General features: G+C 65.0%; 23 protein-coding genes. 13 read left to right on the top strand and 10 right to left on the bottom strand.

Annotated elements, in window-relative coordinates; translation table 11 throughout:
* The first annotated feature begins 2 nt into the window (after window positions 1-2).
* From bioF to C8E00_RS00305, 7 genes are all read left to right on the top strand, one after another.
* Entirely contained in the window at window positions 3-1,163 is a 1,161-nt protein-coding gene (bioF, locus tag C8E00_RS00335) for an 8-amino-7-oxononanoate synthase (protein ID WP_133693265.1), read from the top strand.
* Window positions 1,160-1,915: an alpha/beta fold hydrolase gene (locus tag C8E00_RS00330; protein ID WP_133693264.1), complete on the top strand. Its 756-nt coding sequence runs from the start codon at window positions 1,160-1,162 to the stop codon at window positions 1,913-1,915. Before bioF ends, C8E00_RS00330 begins: the two co-directional genes overlap by 4 nt.
* Window positions 1,912-2,715 carry a methyltransferase domain-containing protein gene (locus tag C8E00_RS00325; RefSeq protein ID WP_133693263.1) on the top strand — a complete coding sequence of 268 codons (804 nt, stop codon included), beginning with the start codon at window positions 1,912-1,914 and terminating at the stop codon, window positions 2,713-2,715. Before C8E00_RS00330 ends, C8E00_RS00325 begins: the two co-directional genes overlap by 4 nt.
* Before the next feature lies 1 nt (window position 2,716).
* Window positions 2,717-3,427 carry a dethiobiotin synthase gene (gene bioD / locus C8E00_RS00320; RefSeq protein WP_133693261.1) on the top strand — a complete coding sequence of 237 codons (711 nt, stop codon included), beginning with the start codon at window positions 2,717-2,719 and terminating at the stop codon, window positions 3,425-3,427.
* The gene (gene bioA, locus C8E00_RS00315) at window positions 3,424-4,704 is read left to right on the top strand and encodes an adenosylmethionine--8-amino-7-oxononanoate transaminase (RefSeq protein WP_133693259.1); all 1,281 of its coding nucleotides are present in this window, start codon (window positions 3,424-3,426) and stop codon (window positions 4,702-4,704) included. Before bioD ends, bioA begins: the two co-directional genes overlap by 4 nt.
* Window positions 4,705-4,898: 194 nt before the next feature.
* Window positions 4,899-5,903, top strand: a complete 1,005-nt coding sequence (locus C8E00_RS00310; RefSeq protein WP_243833068.1) for an amidoligase family protein — start codon at window positions 4,899-4,901, stop codon at window positions 5,901-5,903.
* Complete coding sequence (locus C8E00_RS00305) at window positions 5,900-6,568, top strand: gamma-glutamyl-gamma-aminobutyrate hydrolase family protein (RefSeq protein WP_133693255.1); 669 nt, start codon at window positions 5,900-5,902, stop codon at window positions 6,566-6,568. Before C8E00_RS00310 ends, C8E00_RS00305 begins: the two co-directional genes overlap by 4 nt.
* A gap of 97 nt (window positions 6,569-6,665) precedes the next feature.
* On the opposite strand, the gene C8E00_RS00300 is transcribed toward C8E00_RS00305, so the two are convergent.
* The 3 genes from C8E00_RS00300 to C8E00_RS00290 form a co-directional block, all read right to left on the bottom strand.
* The gene (locus C8E00_RS00300) at window positions 6,666-7,973 is read right to left on the bottom strand and encodes an MFS transporter (protein ID WP_133693252.1); all 1,308 of its coding nucleotides are present in this window, start codon (window positions 7,971-7,973) and stop codon (window positions 6,666-6,668) included.
* A gap of 221 nt (window positions 7,974-8,194) precedes the next feature.
* Complete coding sequence (locus tag C8E00_RS00295) at window positions 8,195-8,626, bottom strand: OsmC family protein (RefSeq protein WP_133693250.1); 432 nt, start codon at window positions 8,624-8,626, stop codon at window positions 8,195-8,197.
* A gap of 83 nt (window positions 8,627-8,709) precedes the next feature.
* Window positions 8,710-9,279, bottom strand: coding sequence for a DUF1415 domain-containing protein (locus C8E00_RS00290; RefSeq protein ID WP_133693247.1), 570 nt, complete (start codon window positions 9,277-9,279; stop codon window positions 8,710-8,712).
* A 125-nt stretch (window positions 9,280-9,404) separates the two neighbouring features.
* On the opposite strand from C8E00_RS00290, the gene C8E00_RS00285 reads away from it, so the two are divergent.
* The gene (locus tag C8E00_RS00285) at window positions 9,405-10,295 is read left to right on the top strand and encodes an aldo/keto reductase (RefSeq protein WP_279586096.1); all 891 of its coding nucleotides are present in this window, start codon (window positions 9,405-9,407) and stop codon (window positions 10,293-10,295) included.
* Window positions 10,296-10,324: 29 nt separating this feature from the next.
* Here C8E00_RS00285 and nfi read toward each other — a convergent pair whose 3' ends face one another.
* Window positions 10,325-11,038: a deoxyribonuclease V gene (nfi, locus tag C8E00_RS00280; RefSeq protein ID WP_133693245.1), complete on the bottom strand. Its 714-nt coding sequence runs from the start codon at window positions 11,036-11,038 to the stop codon at window positions 10,325-10,327.
* A 110-nt stretch (window positions 11,039-11,148) separates the two neighbouring features.
* Here nfi and C8E00_RS00275 point away from each other — a divergent pair, with 110 nt between their 5' ends.
* Both C8E00_RS00275 and C8E00_RS00270 read left to right on the top strand, forming a co-directional pair.
* Window positions 11,149-12,408 (top strand): exonuclease SbcCD subunit D C-terminal domain-containing protein, encoded by a 1,260-nt coding sequence (locus C8E00_RS00275; RefSeq protein WP_133693244.1) that lies wholly within the window; start codon window positions 11,149-11,151, stop codon window positions 12,406-12,408.
* Window positions 12,405-15,710 (top strand): AAA family ATPase, encoded by a 3,306-nt coding sequence (locus C8E00_RS00270; RefSeq protein WP_133693241.1) that lies wholly within the window; start codon window positions 12,405-12,407, stop codon window positions 15,708-15,710. Before C8E00_RS00275 ends, C8E00_RS00270 begins: the two co-directional genes overlap by 4 nt.
* Here the strand turns inward: C8E00_RS00270 and C8E00_RS00265 are convergent.
* Both C8E00_RS00265 and C8E00_RS00260 read right to left on the bottom strand, forming a co-directional pair.
* Window positions 15,707-16,057, bottom strand: coding sequence for a HepT-like ribonuclease domain-containing protein (locus C8E00_RS00265; RefSeq protein WP_133693239.1), 351 nt, complete (start codon window positions 16,055-16,057; stop codon window positions 15,707-15,709). The two genes, C8E00_RS00270 and C8E00_RS00265, sit on opposite strands and share 4 nt — an antisense overlap.
* Window positions 16,050-16,340, bottom strand: coding sequence for a nucleotidyltransferase family protein (locus C8E00_RS00260; protein ID WP_075370016.1), 291 nt, complete (start codon window positions 16,338-16,340; stop codon window positions 16,050-16,052). The genes C8E00_RS00265 and C8E00_RS00260 overlap by 8 nt, the downstream gene beginning before the upstream one ends.
* A 356-nt stretch (window positions 16,341-16,696) precedes the next feature.
* On the opposite strand from C8E00_RS00260, the gene C8E00_RS16845 reads away from it, so the two are divergent.
* Window positions 16,697-16,924 carry a hypothetical protein gene (locus C8E00_RS16845; protein WP_208291850.1) on the top strand — a complete coding sequence of 76 codons (228 nt, stop codon included), beginning with the start codon at window positions 16,697-16,699 and terminating at the stop codon, window positions 16,922-16,924.
* A 36-nt stretch (window positions 16,925-16,960) separates the two neighbouring features.
* On the opposite strand, the gene C8E00_RS00250 is transcribed toward C8E00_RS16845, so the two are convergent.
* The 3 genes from C8E00_RS00250 to wrbA form a co-directional block, all read right to left on the bottom strand.
* Window positions 16,961-17,275 carry a HigA family addiction module antitoxin gene (locus tag C8E00_RS00250; RefSeq protein WP_133693237.1) on the bottom strand — a complete coding sequence of 105 codons (315 nt, stop codon included), beginning with the start codon at window positions 17,273-17,275 and terminating at the stop codon, window positions 16,961-16,963.
* Window positions 17,276-17,289: 14 nt separating this feature from the next.
* Complete coding sequence (locus tag C8E00_RS00245; RefSeq protein WP_133693235.1) at window positions 17,290-17,571, bottom strand: type II toxin-antitoxin system RelE/ParE family toxin; 282 nt, start codon at window positions 17,569-17,571, stop codon at window positions 17,290-17,292.
* Between the two features lie 130 nt (window positions 17,572-17,701).
* Window positions 17,702-18,307, bottom strand: a complete 606-nt coding sequence (wrbA, locus tag C8E00_RS00240) for an NAD(P)H:quinone oxidoreductase (protein WP_133693233.1) — start codon at window positions 18,305-18,307, stop codon at window positions 17,702-17,704.
* 112 nt (window positions 18,308-18,419) lie between these two features.
* On the opposite strand from wrbA, the gene argE reads away from it, so the two are divergent.
* The gene (argE, locus tag C8E00_RS00235) at window positions 18,420-19,580 is read left to right on the top strand and encodes an acetylornithine deacetylase (protein ID WP_133693231.1); all 1,161 of its coding nucleotides are present in this window, start codon (window positions 18,420-18,422) and stop codon (window positions 19,578-19,580) included.
* An 86-nt stretch (window positions 19,581-19,666) separates the two neighbouring features.
* The gene (locus C8E00_RS00230) at window positions 19,667-20,482 is read left to right on the top strand and encodes a FadR/GntR family transcriptional regulator (protein WP_133694453.1); all 816 of its coding nucleotides are present in this window, start codon (window positions 19,667-19,669) and stop codon (window positions 20,480-20,482) included.
* A gap of 129 nt (window positions 20,483-20,611) precedes the next feature.
* On the opposite strand, the gene C8E00_RS00225 is transcribed toward C8E00_RS00230, so the two are convergent.
* On the bottom strand, window positions 20,612-22,414 hold the full coding sequence (locus C8E00_RS00225; protein ID WP_208291849.1) for an IlvD/Edd family dehydratase: 1,803 nt from the start codon (window positions 22,412-22,414) through the stop codon (window positions 20,612-20,614).
* Between the last annotated feature and the right edge of the window lie 378 nt (window positions 22,415-22,792).

The raw sequence follows: 22,792 nt of genomic DNA, 5'->3' as shown, positions 1-22,792 counted from the left end.
TCATGGCATCGCGTATGGGCCTCTGGTCGACGCGGCTGGCCGAGGCCGCGGAGCAGCGCCGTGCCGACGGCGGCTGGCGGCAACGCCCCACCCTGAGCGATGTCGCGCCCTTCACCGACTTCGCCGGCAACGATTATCTGGGCCTGGCCGACGACCCGCGCCTGGCAGAAGCCCAGGCCGAGGCCGCGAGACGCCTGGGAGCCGGCGCCAAGGCATCGCACCTGGTCTCCGGCCATTTGGAGATACACGAGCGCCTCGAGCGACGCTTGGCCGAGCTGACCGGGCGCCCCCGCGCCCTGCTGTTCTCCACCGGCTACATGGCCAATCTCGGCGTCCTGCAGGCGTTGTGCGACCGCCATACGCGCGTGTTCCAGGATCGTCTGAACCACGCCTCGCTGATCGATGGTGCAAGGCTCGCCGGCGCGCCCTCGCGGCGCTTCCATCACCGCGACCTCGACGACCTCGAACGCCTGCTGGCCCGCACGCCGGGCGAGTCCCCGACGCTGGTGGTCAGCGACGGCGTGTTCAGCATGGACGGCGACGTGGCCGAGGTGGGAGAGCTCGCCGCGACCGCCCGTCGCCACGGGGCCTGGCTGATGATCGACGACGCCCACGGCCTCGGCGTGCTCGGCGAGGTCGGCGACGGCTGCGTGGGGCGCGCCCATGATCGTCGTGAGGTGCCAGTGCTGGTCGGCACGCTCGGCAAGGCACTGGGCAGTGCCGGGGCCTTCGTGGCCGGCGACGAGGCGCTGATTGATCACCTGATCCAATTCGCCCGCCCCTACGTCTACACCACCGCCCAGCCCCCCGGCGTGGCGGCGGCCACCCTGGCCGCCCTGGATGTGCTCGCGCGCGAACCCGAGCGCCGCGCCCGGCTGCATGAACGCATCGTCGCTTTCCGTCGCGAAGCCGCAAGACTCGGCCTGCCGCTGGCCGACTCTCGGACGCCCATTCAACCCCTCGTGCTGGGTGACAACGCCCGCGTCATGCGCTGGGCCCAGCGCCTGGCCCGCGCGGGATTACGTGTCGGCGCCATCCGCGCGCCCACGGTCCCCCAGGGTGAGGCGCGGCTGCGCATCACCCTCTCCGCCGCCCACGACGACGACGCCCTGGACGCTCTGCTCGAAGGGCTCGCGGCCTGCCAGCGGGAGGAGGACAGATGAGCGATTCGGCGACGAACACGCTGGTGCTGCTCTCCGGCTGGGGCTGCGATGCCCGAATCTGGTGCCCTCTCGCGCCCTTTTGGCCCTCTGAGCTAGAAGTCGAGACGCCGGACTGGCCCGGCTACGCCGACCGCTCACCACTGGCCTATCCCGCCTCACTGGAGGCGCTGGCCGACGCCATGGCCGAGGATCTGCCAGGTGACGCCGTCTGGGTCGGCTGGTCGCTGGGCGGCCTGCTGGCCGGCGCCCTGCTCGACTATCTTCCCGCGCCTCGCGCCCTGGTGCTGCTCGGCATGGGAGCACGCTTCCCGCATCCCGAGGGCGTCAGCCCGACCGCTCTGACCCGCTTTCGCCAGGCTTTCCGACGCGATCCAGTGGCGACCCACGCCCACTTCATGCACTGGCAGCTCGGCGGCGAGCCGTCGCCCCGGGCCGCCCATCGACGGCTGCGCACCCTGCTCGGCGACGAGATCAACGCCGATGCCGCCACCCTGACCGCGGGGCTCACGCATCTCGCGGAGATCGACAATACCCGGCGCCTGGCTACGCCGCCCTGCCCGGTGCATCGGCTGGCCGGCGAGGACGACCCGCTGCTGGCCCCGGCGGTCCGCGAACGGGCCGACTACCGCCTGCCCGGGGCCGGCCACTGCCCGCCGATCAGCCAACCGATGCGACTCACCCGTGCACTGGCCGCCATCGCCGTGGCGCCGGCACGGTCACTCGCCGAGACCTCCCTGGAGACGATGCCATGACCGCGCTGCCATGCCACGGCCTCGAGGCGGGCACCGATGCCCGGGCGCGCGACTGGCGCGACCGGGTCGCGCGTGCCTTTTCCCGTGCCGCGCCGCATTACGCCCGTCGCGCCACCGCCCAGCACGCCATGGGCAAGCGACTGCTCGAGCGACTGCCCGATCACGCTGGCGATGTGCTGGATCTGGGCTGCGGCCCCGGCGACCTGACCGCTGCGCTGGCAACGCATTACGGCGCCGCCTGCACGGTCAGCGGCCTGGACCTGGCGCCGGGCATGCTCGCCGAAGCGCGTCGCCGGTATCCCGGCGCGATCCGCTGGCTATGCGGCGACGCCGCCGATCTGCCGCTACCCAGTACGAGCCTCGATCTCGTGGTCTCCAACCTGGCCATCCAGTGGTGCCCGGACCTGGACACGGTGCTCGCCGAGATCCGCCGCGTGTCGAGACCCGGCGGCCGCGTGCTGATCAACACCCTGGCGCCGGGCACGCTGGACGAGGTCGGCCGGGCCTGGTCGCGCCCGGCCGCACTGCTCGACTTTCGCGACGCGGCCCGCCACCGCCATGCCGCCCACGCAGCCGGCTTCCGCCGGGTCGAGATCACGGCGCGCCTCGAGCGCTTCCATTATCCCGACCTCGCCGCGGTGATGGCTTCCATCAAGGGGGTGGGCGCCCAGGTAGCCCGCGGCGGGAAGCGGCTCTCGCGCGCCGACGTGGCCCGCGCCGCCCGGCGCTTCGAGACGCTGCGCACCGACGCCGGCCTGCCCGTCTCCTACCATCTTCTGACGCTCGAACTGGAACGCTGACATGACCGCCTATTTCGTGACCGGCACCGACACCGACGCCGGCAAGACCCTCGTGGCCGGCGGCCTGCTGGCGCTGGCCCGCCGCCACGGCCTGACCACGCTGGGGCTCAAGCCCGTGGCCTCCGGCTGCGAGCCCACCGTCGGGGCGCTGCGCAATATCGACGCCCTGACGCTTCAGGCTCAAAGCATGCCGACCACGGCCTACGCTACGATCAATCCCTATGCCTATGCGCCGGCCATCGCACCGCATCTGGCCGCCCGTCGGGCCGGCAGGATACCCACCCTCGACGCCCTGGTCGCGCACGTCGCCGGCCCGTTGGCCGAGACACGCGACCTGACGCTGATCGAGGGTGCCGGCGGCTGGCGGGTACCGCTCAACGACGACGAGGACCTCGCCGGCCTGGCGGTGTGCCTCGAACTGCCGGTGATCCTGGTCGTCGGTCTCCAGCTCGGCTGCCTGAACCATGCCCGGCTCAGCACCGAGGCGATCCGCGCCGACGGCCTGCACGTGGCCGGCTGGGTGGGCAACCTGATCGATCCCGCCTTCTCTTCCGACGACGCCTGCTATCGCGACAACCTGGCGACCCTCGAGCGCACGCTGGAGGCGCCCTGCCTGGGCATCGTGCCGCGCCTGGCCGCCGAGACCCCGGACGCCCGCGCCGTCGCGGCCGCCGACTATCTGACGCTGCCCACATACGAGGAATCCCGATGACATCTCCCGTCTGGCACCCTTACGCCCATCTCAAGACCCAAGCCCCCGCCCCCCAGGTGGTCGGCGGCGACGGCCCGCGTTTCACCCTGGACACCGGCGAGTCGTTGCTCGACGCCACCTGCTCCTGGTGGTGCATGATCCACGGCTATCGCCATCCGCGGCTAGTACGCGCCATCCAGCAACAGGCCGACGAGCTGTGCCACGTGATGCTCGGCGGCCTGACCCATGCGCCGGCCGACCGTCTCGCCCGCGAGCTGGTGCGCGTCACGCCCACCGGCCTGAACCATGTGTTCTTCTCCGACAGCGGCTCGGTGGGCATGGAAGTGGCCATGAAGATGGCTGTGCAGTACCACCATCTGTGCGGCAAGCCGACCAAGCATCGCATGCTGACGCTGATGAAGGCCTATCACGGCGACACCGCCGGCTGCATGGCGGTGTGCGATCCCGAGGAAGGCATGCACTCGCTGTTCGCCGGTTTCCTGCCGCAGCACCACTTCGCCCCCGCCCCCACCGCCGGCTTCGACGCCACCCGCGACGAGGTGCAGCCCGACCTCGACGCCCTGCGCGGCGTGCTGGAGGCGCATCACGAGGAGATCGGCGCCCTGCTGATGGAGCCGCTGCTGCAGGCGGCGGGCGGGCTCAACATGACCTCGCCCCACTACCTGCGTGGCGCACGCAAGCTGTGCGACGCGTTCGACGTGCTGCTGATCTTCGACGAGGTGGCCACCGGCTTCGGCCGCACCGGCCGGATGTTCGCCGCCGACCACGCCGACGTGACGCCGGACATCATGGTGCTCTCCAAGGGCCTCACCGGCGGCTACCTGGGCCACGCCGCGACGCTCGCCACCGACCGGGTGCACGACGCCTTCATCGGCGATAGCGAGCTGCATGCCTTCATGCACGGCCCCACCTTCATGGGCAACCCGCTGGCCTGTCGCGTCGCGCTGGAGAGCCTGGCGGTATTCGAGGAGGACGATTACCTCGGCCGCATTAAGACGCTCAACACCGTCCTGCGCGAGGAACTTGTGGACGACGCGGCGCTGCGTGCCCATCCGGCCGTGGCCGACGTACGCGTGCTGGGCGCCACCGCGGTGATCGAGGTTCATGATGCCGAGGCACTCAAAGGCGTGGCCGACTTCGCTCGATCCCGGGGCGTATGGCTGCGCCCCTTCGGCCGCTGGCTGTACACCATGCCGGCCTACATCACCTCAAGGCATGACTTGCGCCGTATCACCGAGGTCATGAAGCACTGGTTCGTCGACCGTCAGACGTCATGACGCGCGGGGCGAGGCTCACATGCGGAGAAGGTGCGTAGCCGGTGGGATCGTGATAACGCATGCACGACCCGCTTAGAGTACCGTGCCTCAGCCCCATGGGATGGAATTACGTCTCCGGCGCCCGGCGATGTTAACCTGTAGGACTCATGTGCCATCTCATTCACCGGCACCGCGAATTCCGCGAGGAGCCATCCGTGCAGCCATTGCCGCCTCCCCACCCGACCAATGCCCAGGGACGCCAACGGCGGGTCGGCGTGGAAATCGAATTCGCCGGTCTCATGCCCGATACCGCCGCACGGCTGGTCGCCGACTGTTTCGGTGGCGATATCGTGCGCCAGAGCCCTCACCGCATGAGTGTCGAAGGCACGCCCTGGGGCACGTTCATCATCGAGCTGGACAGCAAGTACGTGCATCCCGACGACGCGGTCATGAAAGCCAACGGCATGGCAACCGGCAAGGCCGCGTCAGCAGGACGTGAATGGCGTGCAGAGTTTCATCACCGCTCCCGCGAATGGCTGGGTGAGATGGTCGCCGGCCTGGTGCCGACCGAAATCGTCTCGCCGCCGATCCCCTGGTCGGAACTCGGCGAATTCGACTGCCTCTTCGAGGCCTTGCGCCGTCATGGCGCCGAGGGCACCGATGCCAGCGTCTTCTATGGTTTCGGGCTGCATCTCAACCCCGAAATCCCCGCGCCCGACACAGCGAGCGTTCTCGCGCACCTGCAGGCCTACATCATCCTCGCCGCCTGGCTGCGCGATCAGATTCGGGTCGACATCACGCGCGAGATATTGCCGCATACCAACCCCTTCCCCAAGGCCTATGCCTGGAAGGTGCTCGATCCCGATTACGCGCCGACCCAGGCGCAATTGATCAGCGACTACCTGCGCGACAATCCAACCCGCAACCGTGAACTCGACATGTGCCCCTTGTTCGCCCATCTGACGCCCCAGGCCGCTCATCCCTTGCTCCAGGAAAGCCTGGTCAAGCCGCGTCCCACCTTTCATTATCGTCTGCCCAACGCCCAGCTCGATACGCTCGAATGGGGCAGTGTCATGGAATGGAACCGCTGGGTAACGGTGGAACGTCTAGCCGCCGATCCACACAGCCTGCGCCAACAGATGCAGGCTTATCGCGCCCACCATGCGCAATCCACGATGGGACAATGGCTGGACAAACTGAAACATTGGGTCGATAAATGAGTTCACGACCGCTGATCGGCATCACCACGTCGGACCACAAGAGCTTTCTGGCATGGGCATGCGACCGGCTTGCCGTATGGCGTGCCGGTGGCCAACCAGTGCGGCTCTCGCCTTCGCGCGAGATTCCCAACGGGCTGTCGGGCTTGATGATCGGCGGTGGCGACGACATCGGTGCGCAACTCTACGGCAGCGAAATGCAGCTCGACGTGCGCGTCGATCCGGCGCGGGATCGCCTGGAGCTTGCCCTGCTCGAACGCTTTCTGCCCCAAGAGCTACCGGTGCTGGGCATCTGCCGAGGCGCGCAGATCATCAACGTGCACTGTGGCGGCACCCTGATCGGCGATATCTACACCACCTACGATCATGTGCGCCGCCAGCGCACCGTGCTCCCCCGCAAGCATGTCGATATCGCCACCGGCAGCCGCTTGCATGCGCTGCTCGGCGTCTCGCGCTGTCGCGTCAACAGCCTGCATCACCAAGCGGTGGACCGACTCGGCGATGCCCTGGAGGTCGTGGCGCGCGATCGCGACGGCCTGATTCAGGCCATCGAGGCGCCCGAATGTCCTTATCTGATCGGCGTGCAATGGCATCCCGAATTCCTGGTGTTCAATCGCCCTCAGCAACGCCTGATCCGGGGCCTCATCGACGCCGCGCGCAAGCATTGAGCGCTTTACGGCGCTGACCTCCCACACGACGACGCCCCGCACATGAGGCGGGGCGTCGGGGTCTGCGTCCGGCTTGCAGTGCGTACCTCTCAATGACTCATGAGGCCATGATCGCCAGCCGTCGACCACTCTGCGCGCGCATCAGATAGAGCCCGATGACGATGCCCAACCCACCCAGTGCAGCGACGTAGATCGCCGGAAACATGGGATGCACGACCATCATCACCGACACCACGATGGGCGTAAAACCACCGAAGATGGCGTAAGCGACGTTGTACGAGAACGACAGCCCCGTGAAGCGCACCATCGCGGGGAACGACTTGACGGCAATCGTCGGTACCACGCCGACGATACCCACCGCAAAGCCACACAGGATGTAAAGCGGCGTCAGCCACTCGGGATGCGTGCCCACGGTGGTCATCATCGCCCAGTAGGTGATCGCCAGCAGCACGCCCCAAAAGGCGATGGTCGGGCCGCTACCGATGCGGTCCGCGCACCAGCCCGAGGCCAGACTCCCCACCACGACACCAAGAATGGCATACACATTGGCCAGTGAGGCATCCAACCCATAACGGCTTTGCAGTAGGCTCGGCGTCATCAGGATCACCACCACGACGGCGGCGGTCAGGATCCAGGTCACGCCCATCGACAGCAGCACGCTCGGCAAGTGGTTACACAAGACGCTCTTGACCGGCAGTTCCTCGGCCAGCGCCTTCTTCTCCTGCATCTCGGCGAATACCGGGGTCTCGTGCAACCAGCGACGCAGGTACACGGCTATCAGCCCGAACACCCCACCGATCAGAAACGGAATCCGCCAGGCATAGGCGGCCAGTTCCGCATCGCTGTAGGTGGACTTGATGAACGCCGACATCAACGAGCCGATGAGAATGCCCGATACCAGGCCGGCGGACAGCGTGCCACAGGCGAAACCCACGTGACGGCGCTTGACGTGCTCGGTGACGAAGACCCAGGCCCCGGGGACTTCACCGCCCACCGCAGCCCCTTGCAGGATGCGCAATGCCACCAGCAGCAAGGGTGCCGCGTATCCCAGGGTATCGTAGGTCGGCATCATCCCTATCAATAGCGTCGGCACCGCCATCAGGAAGATCGACAAGGTGAACATCTTCTTGCGCCCCAGCAGGTCGCCGAAGTGCGCCATGATGATGCCGCCCAACGGGCGTGCCAGATAGCCGGCGGCGAAGATCCCGAAGGTCTGGATCTGGCGCAGCCATTCGGGCATCTCGGGGGGAAAGAACAACTGCCCCACCACCGTCGCGAAATACACGAAGATGATGAAATCGTAAAACTCCAGTGCACCGCCCAGGGCGGATAACGACAGCACTTTGACGTCGCGGCGATTCAGCGGGCGCGACGAGGCCGCATCGGTCTCTTGCGAAGTAGCCATGATGAATGAAATCTTCCGTCGAATGATCGTTGATCGTGTTATGTCAGCGTCCAGCGTCGCGGTACCCAAACAAGGCGGGAGGTACCGACCGACGAGCGTATAGGAGGCTAACAGATTCGCGGAAAGACTGCATCGGCGGCGTTGTCAAGCAACAACGTCGCTGAGAGAAAAGGTTCATAAAAGGGGCCGGCGCAGGGCCGGCCCCGAACAATCGATGCCGATCAGCTTTCGAGTTGGGCGTCCAGCGTGATCTCGGCATTGAGCACACGCGAGATCGGGCAACCTTCCTTGGCTTTCTGGGCGGCGTCGTCGAAGCTCGACTGATCGATGCCCGGCACCTTGGCACGGGTGACGAGATGTACCCTGGTGATCTTGAAACCGCTGTCGTCCTGATCCAGCGTCACGGTCGCCTCGGTACGCACGTCGTCGGGATCGTGCCCGGCTTCTCCCAAGATCATCGACAACGCCATCGAATAGCAGCTGGCATGGGATGCCGCGATCAATTCCTCGGGATTGGTCCCCGGCTCGCCTTCGAAGCGGGTGTTGAAGCCATAGGGATTGTCCTTGAGCGCACCGCTCTGAGTGGAGACCGTCCCCTTGCCGCGCTTGAGACTGCCTTGCCAATGGGCGGAACCGGTTTTCTCGATACTCATTCGTGCCTCCTTTCGTGAGTGGGCGTCATGCCCCTACACCATAGTCCATATGGGTGATGTCGTGGACTTCAAGGGGCCAGTGATCAATCTCTCGCTCGCACGCGACGACACGCCGCCCACTGCTCGGCCAGCGCGGCGCTGCCGATTTCGCGCAAGGCCGCGACGTTGATCTCGGGGATCGACTCGGGGTCCGGGTATGCCGCCACGGCCGCCTCGACGCTGGACTCGCGCAGCAGATGCCACATCGGCCACGGCGACCGATTGGTGTAATTGGCAGGATCGTCGTCCGCGACGCCTTCAAAAACATAGTCAGGATGAAAGCTCGCCAACTGGTAAATCCCCGCGTACCCCTCCGCCTCGAGCAACGCGTCGGCGACGCCTAGCAGATCCAGGTAGTCGTCGAAGTCGGCCAGCCCCTCCGGCAGGATCATCAGCGTGGTCTCGATGGCCGGCTCGGCATCCAGACGCTGACATTCCTCGATCAAGGCATGCAGAAGACGCTCGGGGCTGGCATCGCCCGCCACGACATAACGCAGGCTGTCACGGCGCACCTCGCGGCCGGCAAAGGGACAAACATCGTGCGCCACGACGAAGTTCGCGATCCAGGCGCGGGTCATGGCGATAATATCGGCATCCAGGGGACGCTCGGACATGGGGTCGGTCCTGAAACGGAAAAGAGAACTGCCAGTATAACGGACTTGTCGTGTTCTCCGTGTCAGCGCATCCTGAAGGCATCCTCATTCACCCATACCCTTCCCCACGTCAGGGAGACAGACATATGGTCAAGCCCCTTGCCCCCGACACGCCTGGCGTCACCCTCTCTGCCACCGCGCGCGAGCCCGCCGTCGCCCTGCCCGCCATCGGCCAGGGGACTTGGCACATGGGCGAGAACCGCGCCCCGCGCCGCGACGAAGTCCATGCCCTGCAATACGGCCTCGACCTGGGGATGACACTGATCGACACCGCCGAGATGTACGCCGACGGTGGCGCCGAGGAAATCGTCGGCGAGGCCCTGCACGGTCGTCGCGACGAGGCTTTCGTGGTCTCCAAGGTCTATCCGTGGAACGCCGGCCGCCAGGACGCCATCGCCGCCTGCGAGCGCAGTCTGCAACGCCTGAATACCGGCTATCTGGATCTGTATCTGCTGCATTGGCCCGGCCGCGTGCCACTCGAGGAAACACTGGAAGCCTTCGAACACCTGCAGACCCAGGGCAAGATCCGTCGCTACGGCGTCTCCAACTTCGACGTCGACGAGATGCGCGCCCTGCAGGCCGTACCCGGCGGCGACCGCTGCGCCGTCAATCAGGTGCTCTACCATCTCGGCTCGCGCGGCATCGAACACAGTCTGCTGCCCTGGCAGCGCGATCAGGGCCTGCCGACCATGGCCTACTGTCCCCTGGCCCAGGGCGGGCGAGAGCTCGAACACCCCGAGGTCCGCGCCATCGCCGACGCGTTCGGCGTCAGCCCCGCCCAGGTGCTGCTGGCCTGGGCGACCCGCCCCGCGCCCGACGGGCAACGCGATGTCATCGCCATCCCCAAGGCCGTGCAACCCGCGCACGTCGAAGCCAATGCCGCCGCCATGCGGCTCGCGCTGGACGACGCCAGTCTCGCCCGGCTGGACGCCGCCTTCCCCGCGCCGTCGCGCAAACCGCCTCTGGATATCGTCTAATCTCAGCGACACTGGCTGGCACTGACGACCTAACCTCTTCGCGAGGCCAGCCGATCCGCCAGCCGGGTCGGTTCGGGCAGCTTGGTCCTGCCCAGGCAGGCAATCGCCCATTCCAGCGCCGTGGCCTGATCCAGCCGATGCCCCGGCGAGACGATCACCGGCTTGACGTTCTCGCGTGAACGCAGCATCGCGCCGATGACCACGCGCCCTTCGGCGTCGACCTCGACGTCGGCGGGATCCTCGGCACGTCGCCGGTCGGTGAGCGGCGTCCATTCACCGCGCGTGGTCGGCACTTCGCCATGACGACCGCAAAGCACCTTCTTGGCCACGCCGAGCGTCGGCAGGTCGAGCCATAGGCCCAGGTGCGAGGCCACGCCGAGACGCCGTGGATGCGCGATGCCCTGGCCGTCGACCATCACCAGGTCGGGATGTGCTTCCAGCCGCGCGAAGGCGCCCAACGCGGCGGGAATCTCGCGGAACGACAGCAAGCCGGGAATGTAGGGCATTCGTGTGGGTTCGCGGTGGACTACCGACTCGCGTACCGCAAGCGACGGCCAGTCGAGCACCACCGCCGCCGCCCGCGTCGTCTCGCCGCCATCCTCGAAGCCGATATCCACGCCCGCGATACAGCTCACCGCCGCCGGCTTTCCGTGCCGGATCACGCGCGGTGCCAGGCGACGCTGCAACGCCACGGCCTCTTCGGGGGCCAGCGTCCAGGCATGCAAACCTTCATGAGGTGTCATCCCGTCTCCTTATCGTTCCGTCTTCCTTGTCGTTCCGTCTTCTTGTTACTGACCCCATTGGGCCGCCCTCCCGCAACCGGTAAACTGGCCCTCCGGTACAGGAGATCTGCGTGAAACTCATCCACACAGCGGACTGGCATCTCGGCCAGACCTTCCACGGGCAAGAGCGTCACGCCGAGCAACGCGCGTTCCTCGACTGGCTGTTGGCGACTCTCGACACGCGACGCCCGGACGCTTTGCTCATCGCAGGCGATATCTTCGATGTCGTCAATCCATCGTTGCGCGCCCAGGAGATGCTCTACGACTTCATCGTCGAGGCACATCAACGTTTGCCGCAACTGACCATCGTCATGATCGCCGGCAACCACGACAGCGGCAATCGTATCGAATTGCCCGCACCGTTGATGCAGCGCCTCAATACCCACGCCCTGGGCCGAGTGAGTTGGCTCGACGATGGACGACTCGACGCCTCGCGCCTGCTGGTACCGCTGACGGATGCCGACGGCGACACCCGTGCCTGGTGCCTGGCGCTGCCCTTCCTGCGGCCCGCCGAGGTCACCGGCAGCACAGCGACGAACGGCGACGAGACTGACGACACCTCGCACAATACCTATGTCGCGGGCATCACGCGCGTTCACCAACAGCTCATCGACGCCGCGCGCAAACGTCGCGCCCCCGGTCAGGCGCTCGTCGCCATGAGTCACGCTCACTTGCATGGTGCCGCAGTCTCCGAGGCCAGCGAGCGACCCATCGTCATCGGCGGCGAGGAGTCGATTCCGGCCACGTTGTTCCCGTCCGACATCGCCTACGTGGCACTGGGCCACCTGCATCGCGCCCAGCAGGTCGGCGAGGAACGCATCCGCTACAGCGGCAGCCCCCTGCCGCTGGACTTCAGCGAAGTGGCCTATCCCCATCAGGTCGTCGACGTCACGCTCGACGGCGACGCCTTGCGCGATATCGAGAGCCTGCCGGTCCCGCGTCCGGTGGCCATGCATCGCCTCGGCCCGGCACCGCTGGATGACGTGCTCGCCGAGCTGGACGCCCTGGAAGATACGCCCGACCTGCCACGCGAACGCTGGCCCTGGCTCGAGGTACGCGTCGAACTCGAGGCGCCGATGCCCGACCTGCGCGCTCGGGTAGACGCAGCGCTCGAGGGCAAGCAACTACGCCTGCTGCGTCTGGAACGTCGCCTGCCAAGAGTCGCCGCCGAGGACACGCCCGCACGCATCGACCTGGCGGCGCTCGGCCCACGCAAGCTGTTCGAGCGCACCTGGCAAGCGCGCTGGGGCGAGCCACCTGCCGATGACGTGCTCGCCGACTTCGACCGGCTCCGTCAGGACGTGCTCGACGACGAGGGAACAGCGACATGAAGATCCTCGCCCTGCGCCTGACCAACCTGGCCTCGATCCCCGGCCCACTGGAACTCGACTTCACCGCCGCGCCGCTCGCGGAGGCTGGCCTGTTCGCCATCACCGGGCCCACCGGCGCCGGCAAGAGCACCTTGCTCGACGCCTTGTGCCTGGCGCTCTACGGCAGTACCCCCCGGCTGCGCCAGGCGCCGGGCCAGAACGCCCCGCTGCCCGACGTCGGCGACGCCACTCTCAATACCGCCGACCCGCGTACGCTATTGCGCCGAGGTACCGCCAGCGGCCATGCCGAGGTCGATTTCCTGGGCCGCGACGGCCGCCGCTATCGCGCCCGCTGGGCCGTGCGCCGCGCCCGCGAGAAGGCCGATGGCAAATTGCAGAAGATCGAGCAGTCGCTGCGTGATCTGGACAGCGACCGCCTGTTGACCACCCAGAAACGCGAATTCGACCGCCTGCTACCCGAGCGCCTGGGCCTCAGCTTCGAGCAATTCACCCGCGCCGTGCTGCTGGCCCAGAGTGAGTTCGCCGCCTTCCTCAAGGCCGACGACAACGAGCGCAGCGACCTGCTCGAGCGCCTCACCGGTACCGCCGAGTACTCCGAGATCTCGGTCGCCGCCTATCGCCGCGCCAACCAGGCAAAGCATGCCGTCGATGCGCTGAACGCCAAGCTCGCCGACGACCTGCCCGCCGAGGCCGAGGCGCGCGCCGCGCTCGAAAAGACCGCCGAGACTGCTCAAGCCGAGCTCGACACCGTGCAACGCCATGCCAAGCGCCTGGAGACACAGGCGCAATGGCACGCCACGGATGCCAAGCTTCGCGATGCTCACGCCCAAGGACAACGCGCGCACCACGATGCCGAGACGCATTGGCAAACGTTGGCCCCGGCCCGCGCCGACCATGACTGGCACCGTGTGATTACGCCGCAACGCCATCGCCTGACACGTCAGGCCGCGCTGCCCGGCGAGATCGAACGGCTCGAAGCGACGCATGCCGACACGCGTGAGGCCCTGGCACAGGCCGAGACCACACAGCAGCAGGCCAAACAGGCGCACGCCACGGCTGAACAAGCCCTTCAGGACGCCGACACGGTACGCCGCACGGCCGAGCCTCAACTGCACCGCGCCCGCGAGCAGGCACAGCAACTGGCGACGCACGAGCATCAGTTGGCCGAGCTCGACAACACCCACGCCGCGCATCACCGCGAGGCGCAAGCGCTGACCACGCGCTACCAGGAAGCTCAGGCGACGCAGCAGCGCCAGCGCCGTCAGCGCGATGACTGGCAGGCTACCCTGCGCCAGTCAATGGGCGAGCATGCCTGCGTGGAGGACGCCCGCCAGGCCGTTCAGCGCGCGCATGATCATGCCGCCCAGCGTCACTTGGCCCTCGGCGAGCTGCAAAGCCGCTGGCAGACCGCCTGTCGTGCCGACCACAGCCGGCGCACGCTCAATGAGCGCCTGGCGCAGGATGAAAAGCGCCTCGAGGCGTTGATCACCCAAGGCCAGACCGCGCGCCGGCACCTCGATGAGCGTGAGCGCCACTATCGCAGCGTGCTGGAATTCGTCGAACGCGGTCGTGCGGTGCGCAGCGAGAGTGTCACACATCTGCGCGCCGCCCTCGAGGAAGGCCAGCCCTGCCCGGTGTGCGGCGGTCTCGAGCATCCTTGGCGCCACCAGCCGCCGCAGACACCTGAAGCCGCCCAGCTTGCCGCGCAGCAAGCGGACGAAGACCGCCAGTTGGCGGATGCCCAGCGACAACGCGACCACGCCCAGCAACAGCGCGACGAACTGCTGGGCCAATACCGCGCACTCGAGGCTTCGCTCACGCAACAACGCCAGGACGGTGCGGATGCCGACAAGCGCCACCAGGAGGCGCACCAGGCGCTCGACGAACATCCGTTATACGCCGAGCTGTCTAGCATCGATCACGACCGACGCGACGCCTGGCTGACCGAGCAACGCCAGACAAGCGACGCCCAGCGCGCGCAACACGCAGAGACGCTTCAGGCCCTTGCTCGCGCCGAGGCCGAGCTGGCACCGCTCGACGAGGCACTGCGCCAGAGCGAGCTGACACTGACGCAACTCGATACCCAGCGCACCCGCCTCGACAAGGAACTCACAGAACTCGCGGCGCGCCTGCCACCGTTGCGCCGCGAGCGCGACGACATCGCCGCCCGGCTCAAGGCCCTGCTCGGCGAGCATGCCTCGCCGGATGCCTGGCAGCAGCAGCTCGATACGCGGCAGGCTTCCGCGCGCCAGGCGCGGGATACGGCACTTGCCAAATGCCATGACAGTGAGCGGGAAACCCAGCGGCTTGCCCAACAATCGCACTATGAAGCCGAGCAACTCGCCCAGCTCAAGCAGGAAGCCGACACTCTCACCCGTGAGCTGGATGCCTGGCGTCAAGCTCACCCTGAGCTGGACGACGCCACCCTGCAGCGGCTACTCGCCGAAACCGACGACGCCACCGAACGTCGGGAACGGGAACTGACTCAGGCCGAGCAGGCCCGCCAGCAGACCAGCGCCACCCTCGCCGAGCGCCGCCAGGCCCTCATCGCGCATCGCCACAACCAGGCTTTGACCGAGCACGACGCCAGCGCAGCCGCTCTATTGAGCGAGGCAGTCGACGCCCGGATCGATCAGCGCCGAGAGGCGCTCGACACCGAGCGTGACGCTCTGGCACCCCGACACGATGCCGCCCAGACACGTCGCGACGACGCCCTGCACACCCTGCGCGATGACAACCGCAAGCGTCAGCGCCAACGCGAGGGGCAAGCCGAGCTCGACGCCGCGCGCGCCGAGTACCACCGCTGGGGCCGCATCAGCGAGCTGATCGGCTCCGCCGACGGCAAGGTCTTTCGGCGCATCGCGCAGGCCTACAACCTGGAGCAACTGCTGGAACACGCCAACGCGCATCTGACGGGGTTGAGTCGCCGTTACAAGCTGATTCGCGGCGGCAGCGAGCTGGGGCTTCTGGTGGAGGACCGCGACATGGGCGACGAGCGTCGCTCGGTGCATTCGCTGTCCGGCGGCGAAACCTTCCTCGTGTCGCTGGCGCTGGCGCTGGGGCTCGCCTCCATGGCCTCCGGCGAACTCGTCATCGAATCGCTGTTCATCGACGAAGGCTTCGGCAGCCTCGATCCGCAATCCCTGGCACTGGCCATGGACGCCCTCGACGGCCTGCAAGCCCTGGGTCGCCGTGTCGGCGTGATATCCCATGTGCAGGAAATGCACGAACGCATCCCGGTGCAGATTCAGGTCGAACCGCTGGGCAATGGCACGAGTCGCGCGAGGTTGGTGAGTACCTAGGTGTACTTTAAAGCCTCTAGCCGTTCGCGAAGCTCCGGGATATGCGTCTGAATGATGCTCCAGACAGTATCGGCATCAATCCCGAGATAGGCATGAATGAGGCGGTTCCGCGTGGCGATGATCAGACGCCATGGAATCTCCGGATGAGCGGCATGTATATCATCTGGAATGCGGGTAGCCGCCTCCCCGATCAATTCCAGATTGCGGAGGGTGGCATCATATGTCAGGTCGTGCTTAATGAAACCTTCTTGATCCAATCCATCAGTGTAAACAAGCACTTTTTCTGCGAAGCCGATCATGTCATCGATGTAGAAGCGCCACTCTCGTGGTGGTCTATTTTCAGACATGCATGGCCTCGCGCTCGATGAAAGGTCGAAGCTCGGAACGCAACGCCTTATCGGTCACCAAGTCCACCGGACGCCCCAAGAGATCTTCCAAATAGAATTGCACCCCGAAGTAGCGATCTGCCGTTGCCGGGCCCTCAAAGCTCACCAGGATATCGACGTCACTGCGCTCTTCCGCCTCATCGCGTACCATAGAGCCGAAGAGAGCAAGGTCCCGAACACCAAATTGATGGACCATGGCAGGTAGATGCTGCTTCAGTAACGACAGCGTTTGCAATTTGTTCATCTCTTACCTCCATGTCGGGCAGCAACGGCCTCTCACTGAACCCTTTGTCTCATGTGCGCTTAGCATAGCACCCGGAACTCCCGCATCAACGACCCTGCCGCCAACGAAGGCGGTATCCGCGTTACCGAGCTGATCGACACCCTATCCGCTACTCGCCCACACTGGTGATGACGCAATGCGTGGCGATATAAAAAATCTGGAAAACCTGACACGAGGTGCCCATGAAATTCGCCATCGGCTTGCCCCTTCAAGGCACTCGACAATAGCGACCTACCGACAGTACCTATCAAGCGAGAGACGGCACGCCTCTCGGATTTCGCCACTACTCGCCTTCTGTCGACGCATCACAAGGCAGCGTGGTGCTTCTCCACGGCTCCACTGCCGACTGCCTCAGCATGCACTCACTGGCCCAGGCCTTTGCTTCGGCAGGCTACACGACATATGCGTTGGATATACGGAGACATGGAGCCTCCGGCACCAACGACGACATGGCGGTCGAGCAAATGCCCGGTACCGACCACATCAGCCTTATACTCGACCCCGACGCTATCGATGCCACCGTCGCCCCCACACAAAAGCGCTGAACGGGCAGAGAGCGACTGAAAGATAAGAAGGGACATTCATGCTGCATTCAATGGCTTGATGCGGGCGACCTCTTCCTTGACCGATTGCGCTGCCGTCCATAAATCGATGGCTCGCTGCGCATTCAGCCAAAACTCCGGAGAGTTACCAAACAAACGGCCAAGCCTAAGCGCCATTTCAGGGCTGACAGCACGCCGTTCACGTAACAGCTCATTGACGGATTGGCGAGACACGCCCAAAGATTCGGCCAATCCCGCAACGGTCAGGCCATAGTCCGGGAGAAAGTCCTCCCTCAGCATTTCGCCAGGATGCGTCGGCTTGCGTTGCATTCCGTTGGTGTTAGAAATAGCCATAGTTGTAATCTCACTCAGTGGTAATCGCATACCTCGACATCGTATGCGTCACCATCTTCAAAATAGAAGCAGATACGCCATTGAGCATTGATTGAAATCGCATACTGACCCTGTCTACCCCCAGAAAGTGAATGAAGACGGTTGCCAGGCGGCACTTTCAAATCGTCTAGTTGCTCCGCCAGATTTACGTATTCCAGCTTGCGAGACGCTCTTGAGGCTACATCCGAGGGGAACTTATTTGATCTCCCCTTGGAGTAAAGCTCTTGGGTACGTTTATCTGCGAAGGTTTTGATCATGCATTGAAATGTATTCTGTCACGTGACACTTGTCAACAAGCATCACGTTTCGTGTACATATCTCCGACACTAAAACGCCGCGCCCGAAGGCACGGCGTCTTGGCGTCGTTCGAAGCGCTTCGAACGGGGCTCAGCCGGCGAGTTTGGCGGCCATTTCAGCGGTGTGCTGGCCTTGGAAGCGGGCGATGGTCAGCTCATTCTCGCTGGGTTGGCGACTGCCGTCACCAGCGGCGATGGTTGTCGCGCCGTAGGGCGTGCCACCGGAGACCTCGCCGAGTTCAGCCAAGGCCGCGCAGGAGTACGGCACACCGACGATCGCCATGCCGTGGTGAAGCAAGGTGGTGTGAATCGAGGTCAGTGTGGTTTCCTGCCCGCCGTGCTGACTGGCGGTAGAAGTGAAAGCGCCGCCCAGCTTGCCGATCAGCTTGCCTTGCGCCCAGAGACCGCCTGTCTTGTCCCAGAAGTTGCGCATCTGCGAGGCCATGTTGCCGAAGCGCGTGGGCGTGCCGACGAGAATCGCATCGTACTCGGCCAACACGCTGGGGTCGTCCAGCACAGCGGCGGTGTTATCTTCCTTGTAGCCCGACTTGGCGGCCACCTCGTCGGGCACCAGCTCGGCCACGCGATACAAGTCCACTTGGGTGCCGGCGACGCCCCGGGCGCCTTCGGCGACGGCGTTGGCCAATGTTTCGACATGCCCATAACTGGAGTAGTACAGAACCAGAACCTTACTCACGTGAGTGCTCTCCCACTGGGTGAATGAACCCCTTTAAGATGGGGCAAAGCGCGGGTGGCGTCAAAGCTCGAGCGTGCTAGGCTGGCGCAACACATTGTCTGGGGAGGCCGCCGTGTCCGACACCATTGCCTTGCTCGAACGCCTGGTTGGCTTCGATACCGTCTCGCGCCACTCCAACCTGGAACTGATCGCTTTCATCGAACGTTATCTCGCCGAGCACGACGTGCCCTGTACCCGCATCGACAACGATGACGGCAGCAAGGCCAACCTGCTGGCCCGCATCGGCCCCGAGGTCGCGGGGGGCGTGGTGCTGTCCGGGCATACCGACGTGGTACCGGTGGACGGCCAGCCTTGGAGCAGCGATCCCTTCACCCTCACCGACCAAGGCGACGGTCGCCTCTACGGGCGCGGCAGTTGCGACATGAAGGGATTCATCGCCAGTGCCTTGGCGCAGGTGCCCCAGTGGCAAGCGCTCGACTTGCAGCGGCCGATCTACCTGGCGTTTTCCTACGATGAGGAAGTGGGCTGCCTGGGCGCGCCGCGCTTGATCGAGCGCCTGATGGCCGACGCGCCTACGCCGGCAGCGGTCATCGTCGGCGAGCCCACGCTGATGGCACCGGTGGTGGCCCAGAAAGGCATTACCAACCTGCGTACCACGGTGACCGGCCGCGAGGCGCATTCCAGCCAGGTGCGTCAAGGCGTGTCCGCCGTGCACGTAGCCGCCCGCCTGGTGACCCGCATCGAGGACATCATGGCGGAACTGGTCAGCGAGGGGCGTGTCGACCCGCTCTTCAACGTCCCCCACTCCAGCCTCCACGTGGGCAAGATCCAGGGCGGTACGGCGATCAACATCATGGCCCGCGAGTGCCATTTCGACTGGGAGATCCGCCATCTGCCGACGGACGGCTTCGAGGCCTTGTTCGAGCGCTTTCAGCACTACGCCGAGTCATTGGTACACGACTTGCGCCCACGCGCGCCTCAGCTCGACATTCATACCCAGCACCTGACCGAAACCGTGCCCGCCCTGGCCGATCGCGACAACCAGGCGGCGCTAGAGCTCTGCCATGCCCTTCTGAGCGCTGCCGACAATGAAGCCGTGGCGTACGCCACCGAAGCCGGTCAGTTCCAGCAAGCCGGCCTGCCCACCGTCATCTGCGGCCCTGGCAGCATCGCCCAGGCACATCAACCCGACGAATACCTGGACATCGCTCAGCTCGAGGCCGCCGATACCTTCATGACCATGCTCGGGCAACGTCTCGCCGCTCCCCGCTAGGGTCGGCAGTCATCACGCCCTGCGCTCTTGGCTCCACGTTGCCAGGTGCGCAGTGCATGCCCACCGACCATCGGCGTCTTGTCGAAATGTTCGACATATGCCAGCGTGAGCGAAATGATTCGGAACGATGTCACGTGAAGAGCAAGCAAACCTCATCCCCAAAACGTCCCAGCGTCGCCGAGGCGCTGGCGAAAGAGATCTTCTCCGGCGTCTATCAGCCAGGCGATTTCGTCCCCCGAGAAATCGATCTGTGCGAGCGCTTCGTCCTCAACCGTTCTGCGGTTCGCAGCGACCTCCGTCAGCTCGTCGATGCCGGAATCATCGAGCGTATCTCCGGGCATGGCTCGAAGGTCCGCGAATACCCCGAGTGGAACATTCTCGATGCCCAGGTCACCGAGTGGATGACACGCTACGCCGCCCCCAACCCCGGCGTGCAACGCGAGATCCTGGCCTTTCGCCTGGACGTGGAACCCTATGTCGCCATGACCGCCGCCAAACGCGCCACGGCACATGATTTGGTCGCCATCGAGGAAGCCTACAACGGTATGGGCAGTGATCTCGACGACCCCGCTTCCAACCGTGACGGCCGCTTGCACAGCAGCTATGACATCGCCTTCCATGTGGCGATCTTCAAGGCCACGCACAACATCGTCTGGTCACAGCTCTCGCATATTCTGCGCCCCTCGATATTGCTGCTGATCGAGACCTCGAACGTGAGTGCCAGCGACCCGGCGGAGAGTCTGGAGCGCCACCGATTGCTGATGGAAAGCATCCGTGCACGCCGGCCACGCGATGCCTTTCGTGCCTCGCAGGCGGTACTCGCCGGCACCGCCAGCGCCTTGGGGCTGGAAATCCCCGACACGCCCCTTGGACATAGCACCGAGCTGCTGTCCGAAACCTGACACGCATCAAGTCCCATGCTCTCAACTCTAGCTCCTGCAACACGAAACGGGCATCGCATGGCGACGCCCGTTTCGGTAGCTAAGTACTTAGCAGTGAGTGCTCAGCGGGGAGTACTGGGTGATGGATACTCAGTGATTATCGCGAGGCGGGCTCTTACGCGCGACGTCGCGGTACTTGGTGGCCGGGCCCAGCGTCATGCCGCGATCAAGCTGCTCGACCATGCCGCGCTGGATCTCCTGCCAGGGCGTCTGGTCCACCGGATAGATATAACCGCCCCGCGACTCCAGCGCCTGGCGACGCCGTGACAACTCGGCGTCATCGACCAGCAGATTGGCTTCGCCGCGCTTGAGATCGATACGAATTCGATCCCCCGTTTCCAGTAGCGCCAAGCCGCCACCCACTGCCGCTTCAGGGGCCGCGTTGAGGATCGAGGGCGACCCCGAGGTCCCCGACTGACGACCGTCGCCGATGCACGGCAGCGACTCGATGCCTTGACGAATCAGCGCCTCCGGCGGCTGCATATTGACGACTTCAGCACTCCCCGGATGGCCAATCGGTCCGGCCCCGCGCATGATCAGGATAGTGTTCTCGTCGATCCCGAGTGACGGATCGTCGATGCGCGCATGATAATCCTCGGAGCCGTCGAATACCGCCACCTTGCCTTCGAAGGCATCCGGATCATCGGCCTGGCTCAGGAAACGCTGCCGGAAATCGCTGGCGATCACGCTGGTCTTCATCAACGCCGAGTCGAACAGATTGCCCTTGAGATTGATGAAGCCAGCCTCTTCCACCAGCGGATTGTCGTAGCGGCGAATGATATCGTCATCCAGGGTTTCACGCCCGGCCGTATTCTCCGCCAGCGTCTTGCCGTTGACCGTCGGCACGTCACCATGCAGACGCCCGGCCTTGATCAACTCGCTGAGCACTGCGGGCACACCACCGGCTCGGTGGAACTCTTCGGAAAGATAGATCCCCGCCGGCATCACATTGGCCAGCAGCGGAATTTCGTGCCCGAGGCGCTGCCAGTCGTCGTTGGTCAGCTCGATCCCCGCATGACGGGCGATGGCGTTGATGTGCACCGGCGCGTTGGAAGAACCGCCCAGCGCCGAACACACCACGATGGCATTTTCGCAGGCCTCGCGGGTAATGATATCCAGCGGACGCAAGTCTTCCCAGACCATGTCGACGATGCGCGTCCCGGTCTGATAGGCGACCATCGAGCGCTCCTTGTAGGGCGCCGGGATCATCGCCGAGCCGGGCAGGCTCATGCCCAACGCCTCGGCCATGGAGTTCATCGTCGAGGCGGTGCCCATGGTATTGCAGTGGCCGACGGAAGGCGCCGAATCGGTGGCGCGGGACAGGAATTCCTCGTAGCCGATATCCCCCGCCGCCAAACGCTTACGCAGCTCCCAGATGATCGTACCCGAGCCTACGCGCTCCTGGGTGCCGCGCCAGCCATTGAGCATCGGCCCACCGGAGAGCACGATCGCGGGGATGTTGGCGGTCGCGGCGGCCATCAGGCACGCCGGCGTGGTCTTGTCGCAGCCGGTGGTCAGCACCACGCCATCGAGTGGATAACCATGCAGGACCTCCACCAGCCCCAGATACGCCAGATTGCGATCCAGCGCCGCCGTCGGCCGGCGCACATTTTCATGGATGGGGTGCAGCGGAAACTCGAACGGCACGCCCCCGGCGGCACGAATGCCATCCTTGACGCGCTTCACCAGATCGATGTGGTGACGGTTGCAAGGCGTCAAGTCGGACCCCGACTGGGCGATACCGATGATCGGCTTGCCACTCTTGAGCTCTTCCAGCGTCAGGCCGTAGTTCATGTAGCGCTCGATGCACAGCGCCGTGGTCCCCGGATGCTCGGGGTTGTCGAACCACCAGCGCGAGCGCAGTTGGTCGGGGGTGATCTTGTGATCGTTCATGATCTGATGCCTTTGCTCAATGACACTCGTTTTCGAAAAAAGGCCATGCCTTGCTGTCAGCGTAATCTATACGCAACGGCCTGTATGTTGAACAAAAGGATTATATGTTCAACATACAGACGCGTCACGTTAAGACTCATTGCCACCCAGTACCCCCTGAGACAATCCACCAAGCCCCAGAAAAGGCTGGTGCCTCCGTCCTCAGTCTCGGGGCCCACTCGCTCCCCATCACCTTGCTCGCCACCACTTGATTCAAAGCGTTTCCGTATACCCCAGGCATGACGGCGCTGGCAGGAGCATTTGAGTCCACCATCACATGGTTTCCGTATCAATTATTTATGAATTTATGACCAACGTATAATGGCAACTGCTTTATTA

It is taken from the genome of Chromohalobacter marismortui (assembly GCF_004364315.1).
GTDB classification, from domain to species: Bacteria; Pseudomonadota; Gammaproteobacteria; order Pseudomonadales; family Halomonadaceae; genus Chromohalobacter; species Chromohalobacter marismortui.
The sequence above is the reverse complement of the archived record's forward strand: the minus strand, read 5'-3'. Positions and strand labels throughout refer to the sequence as shown.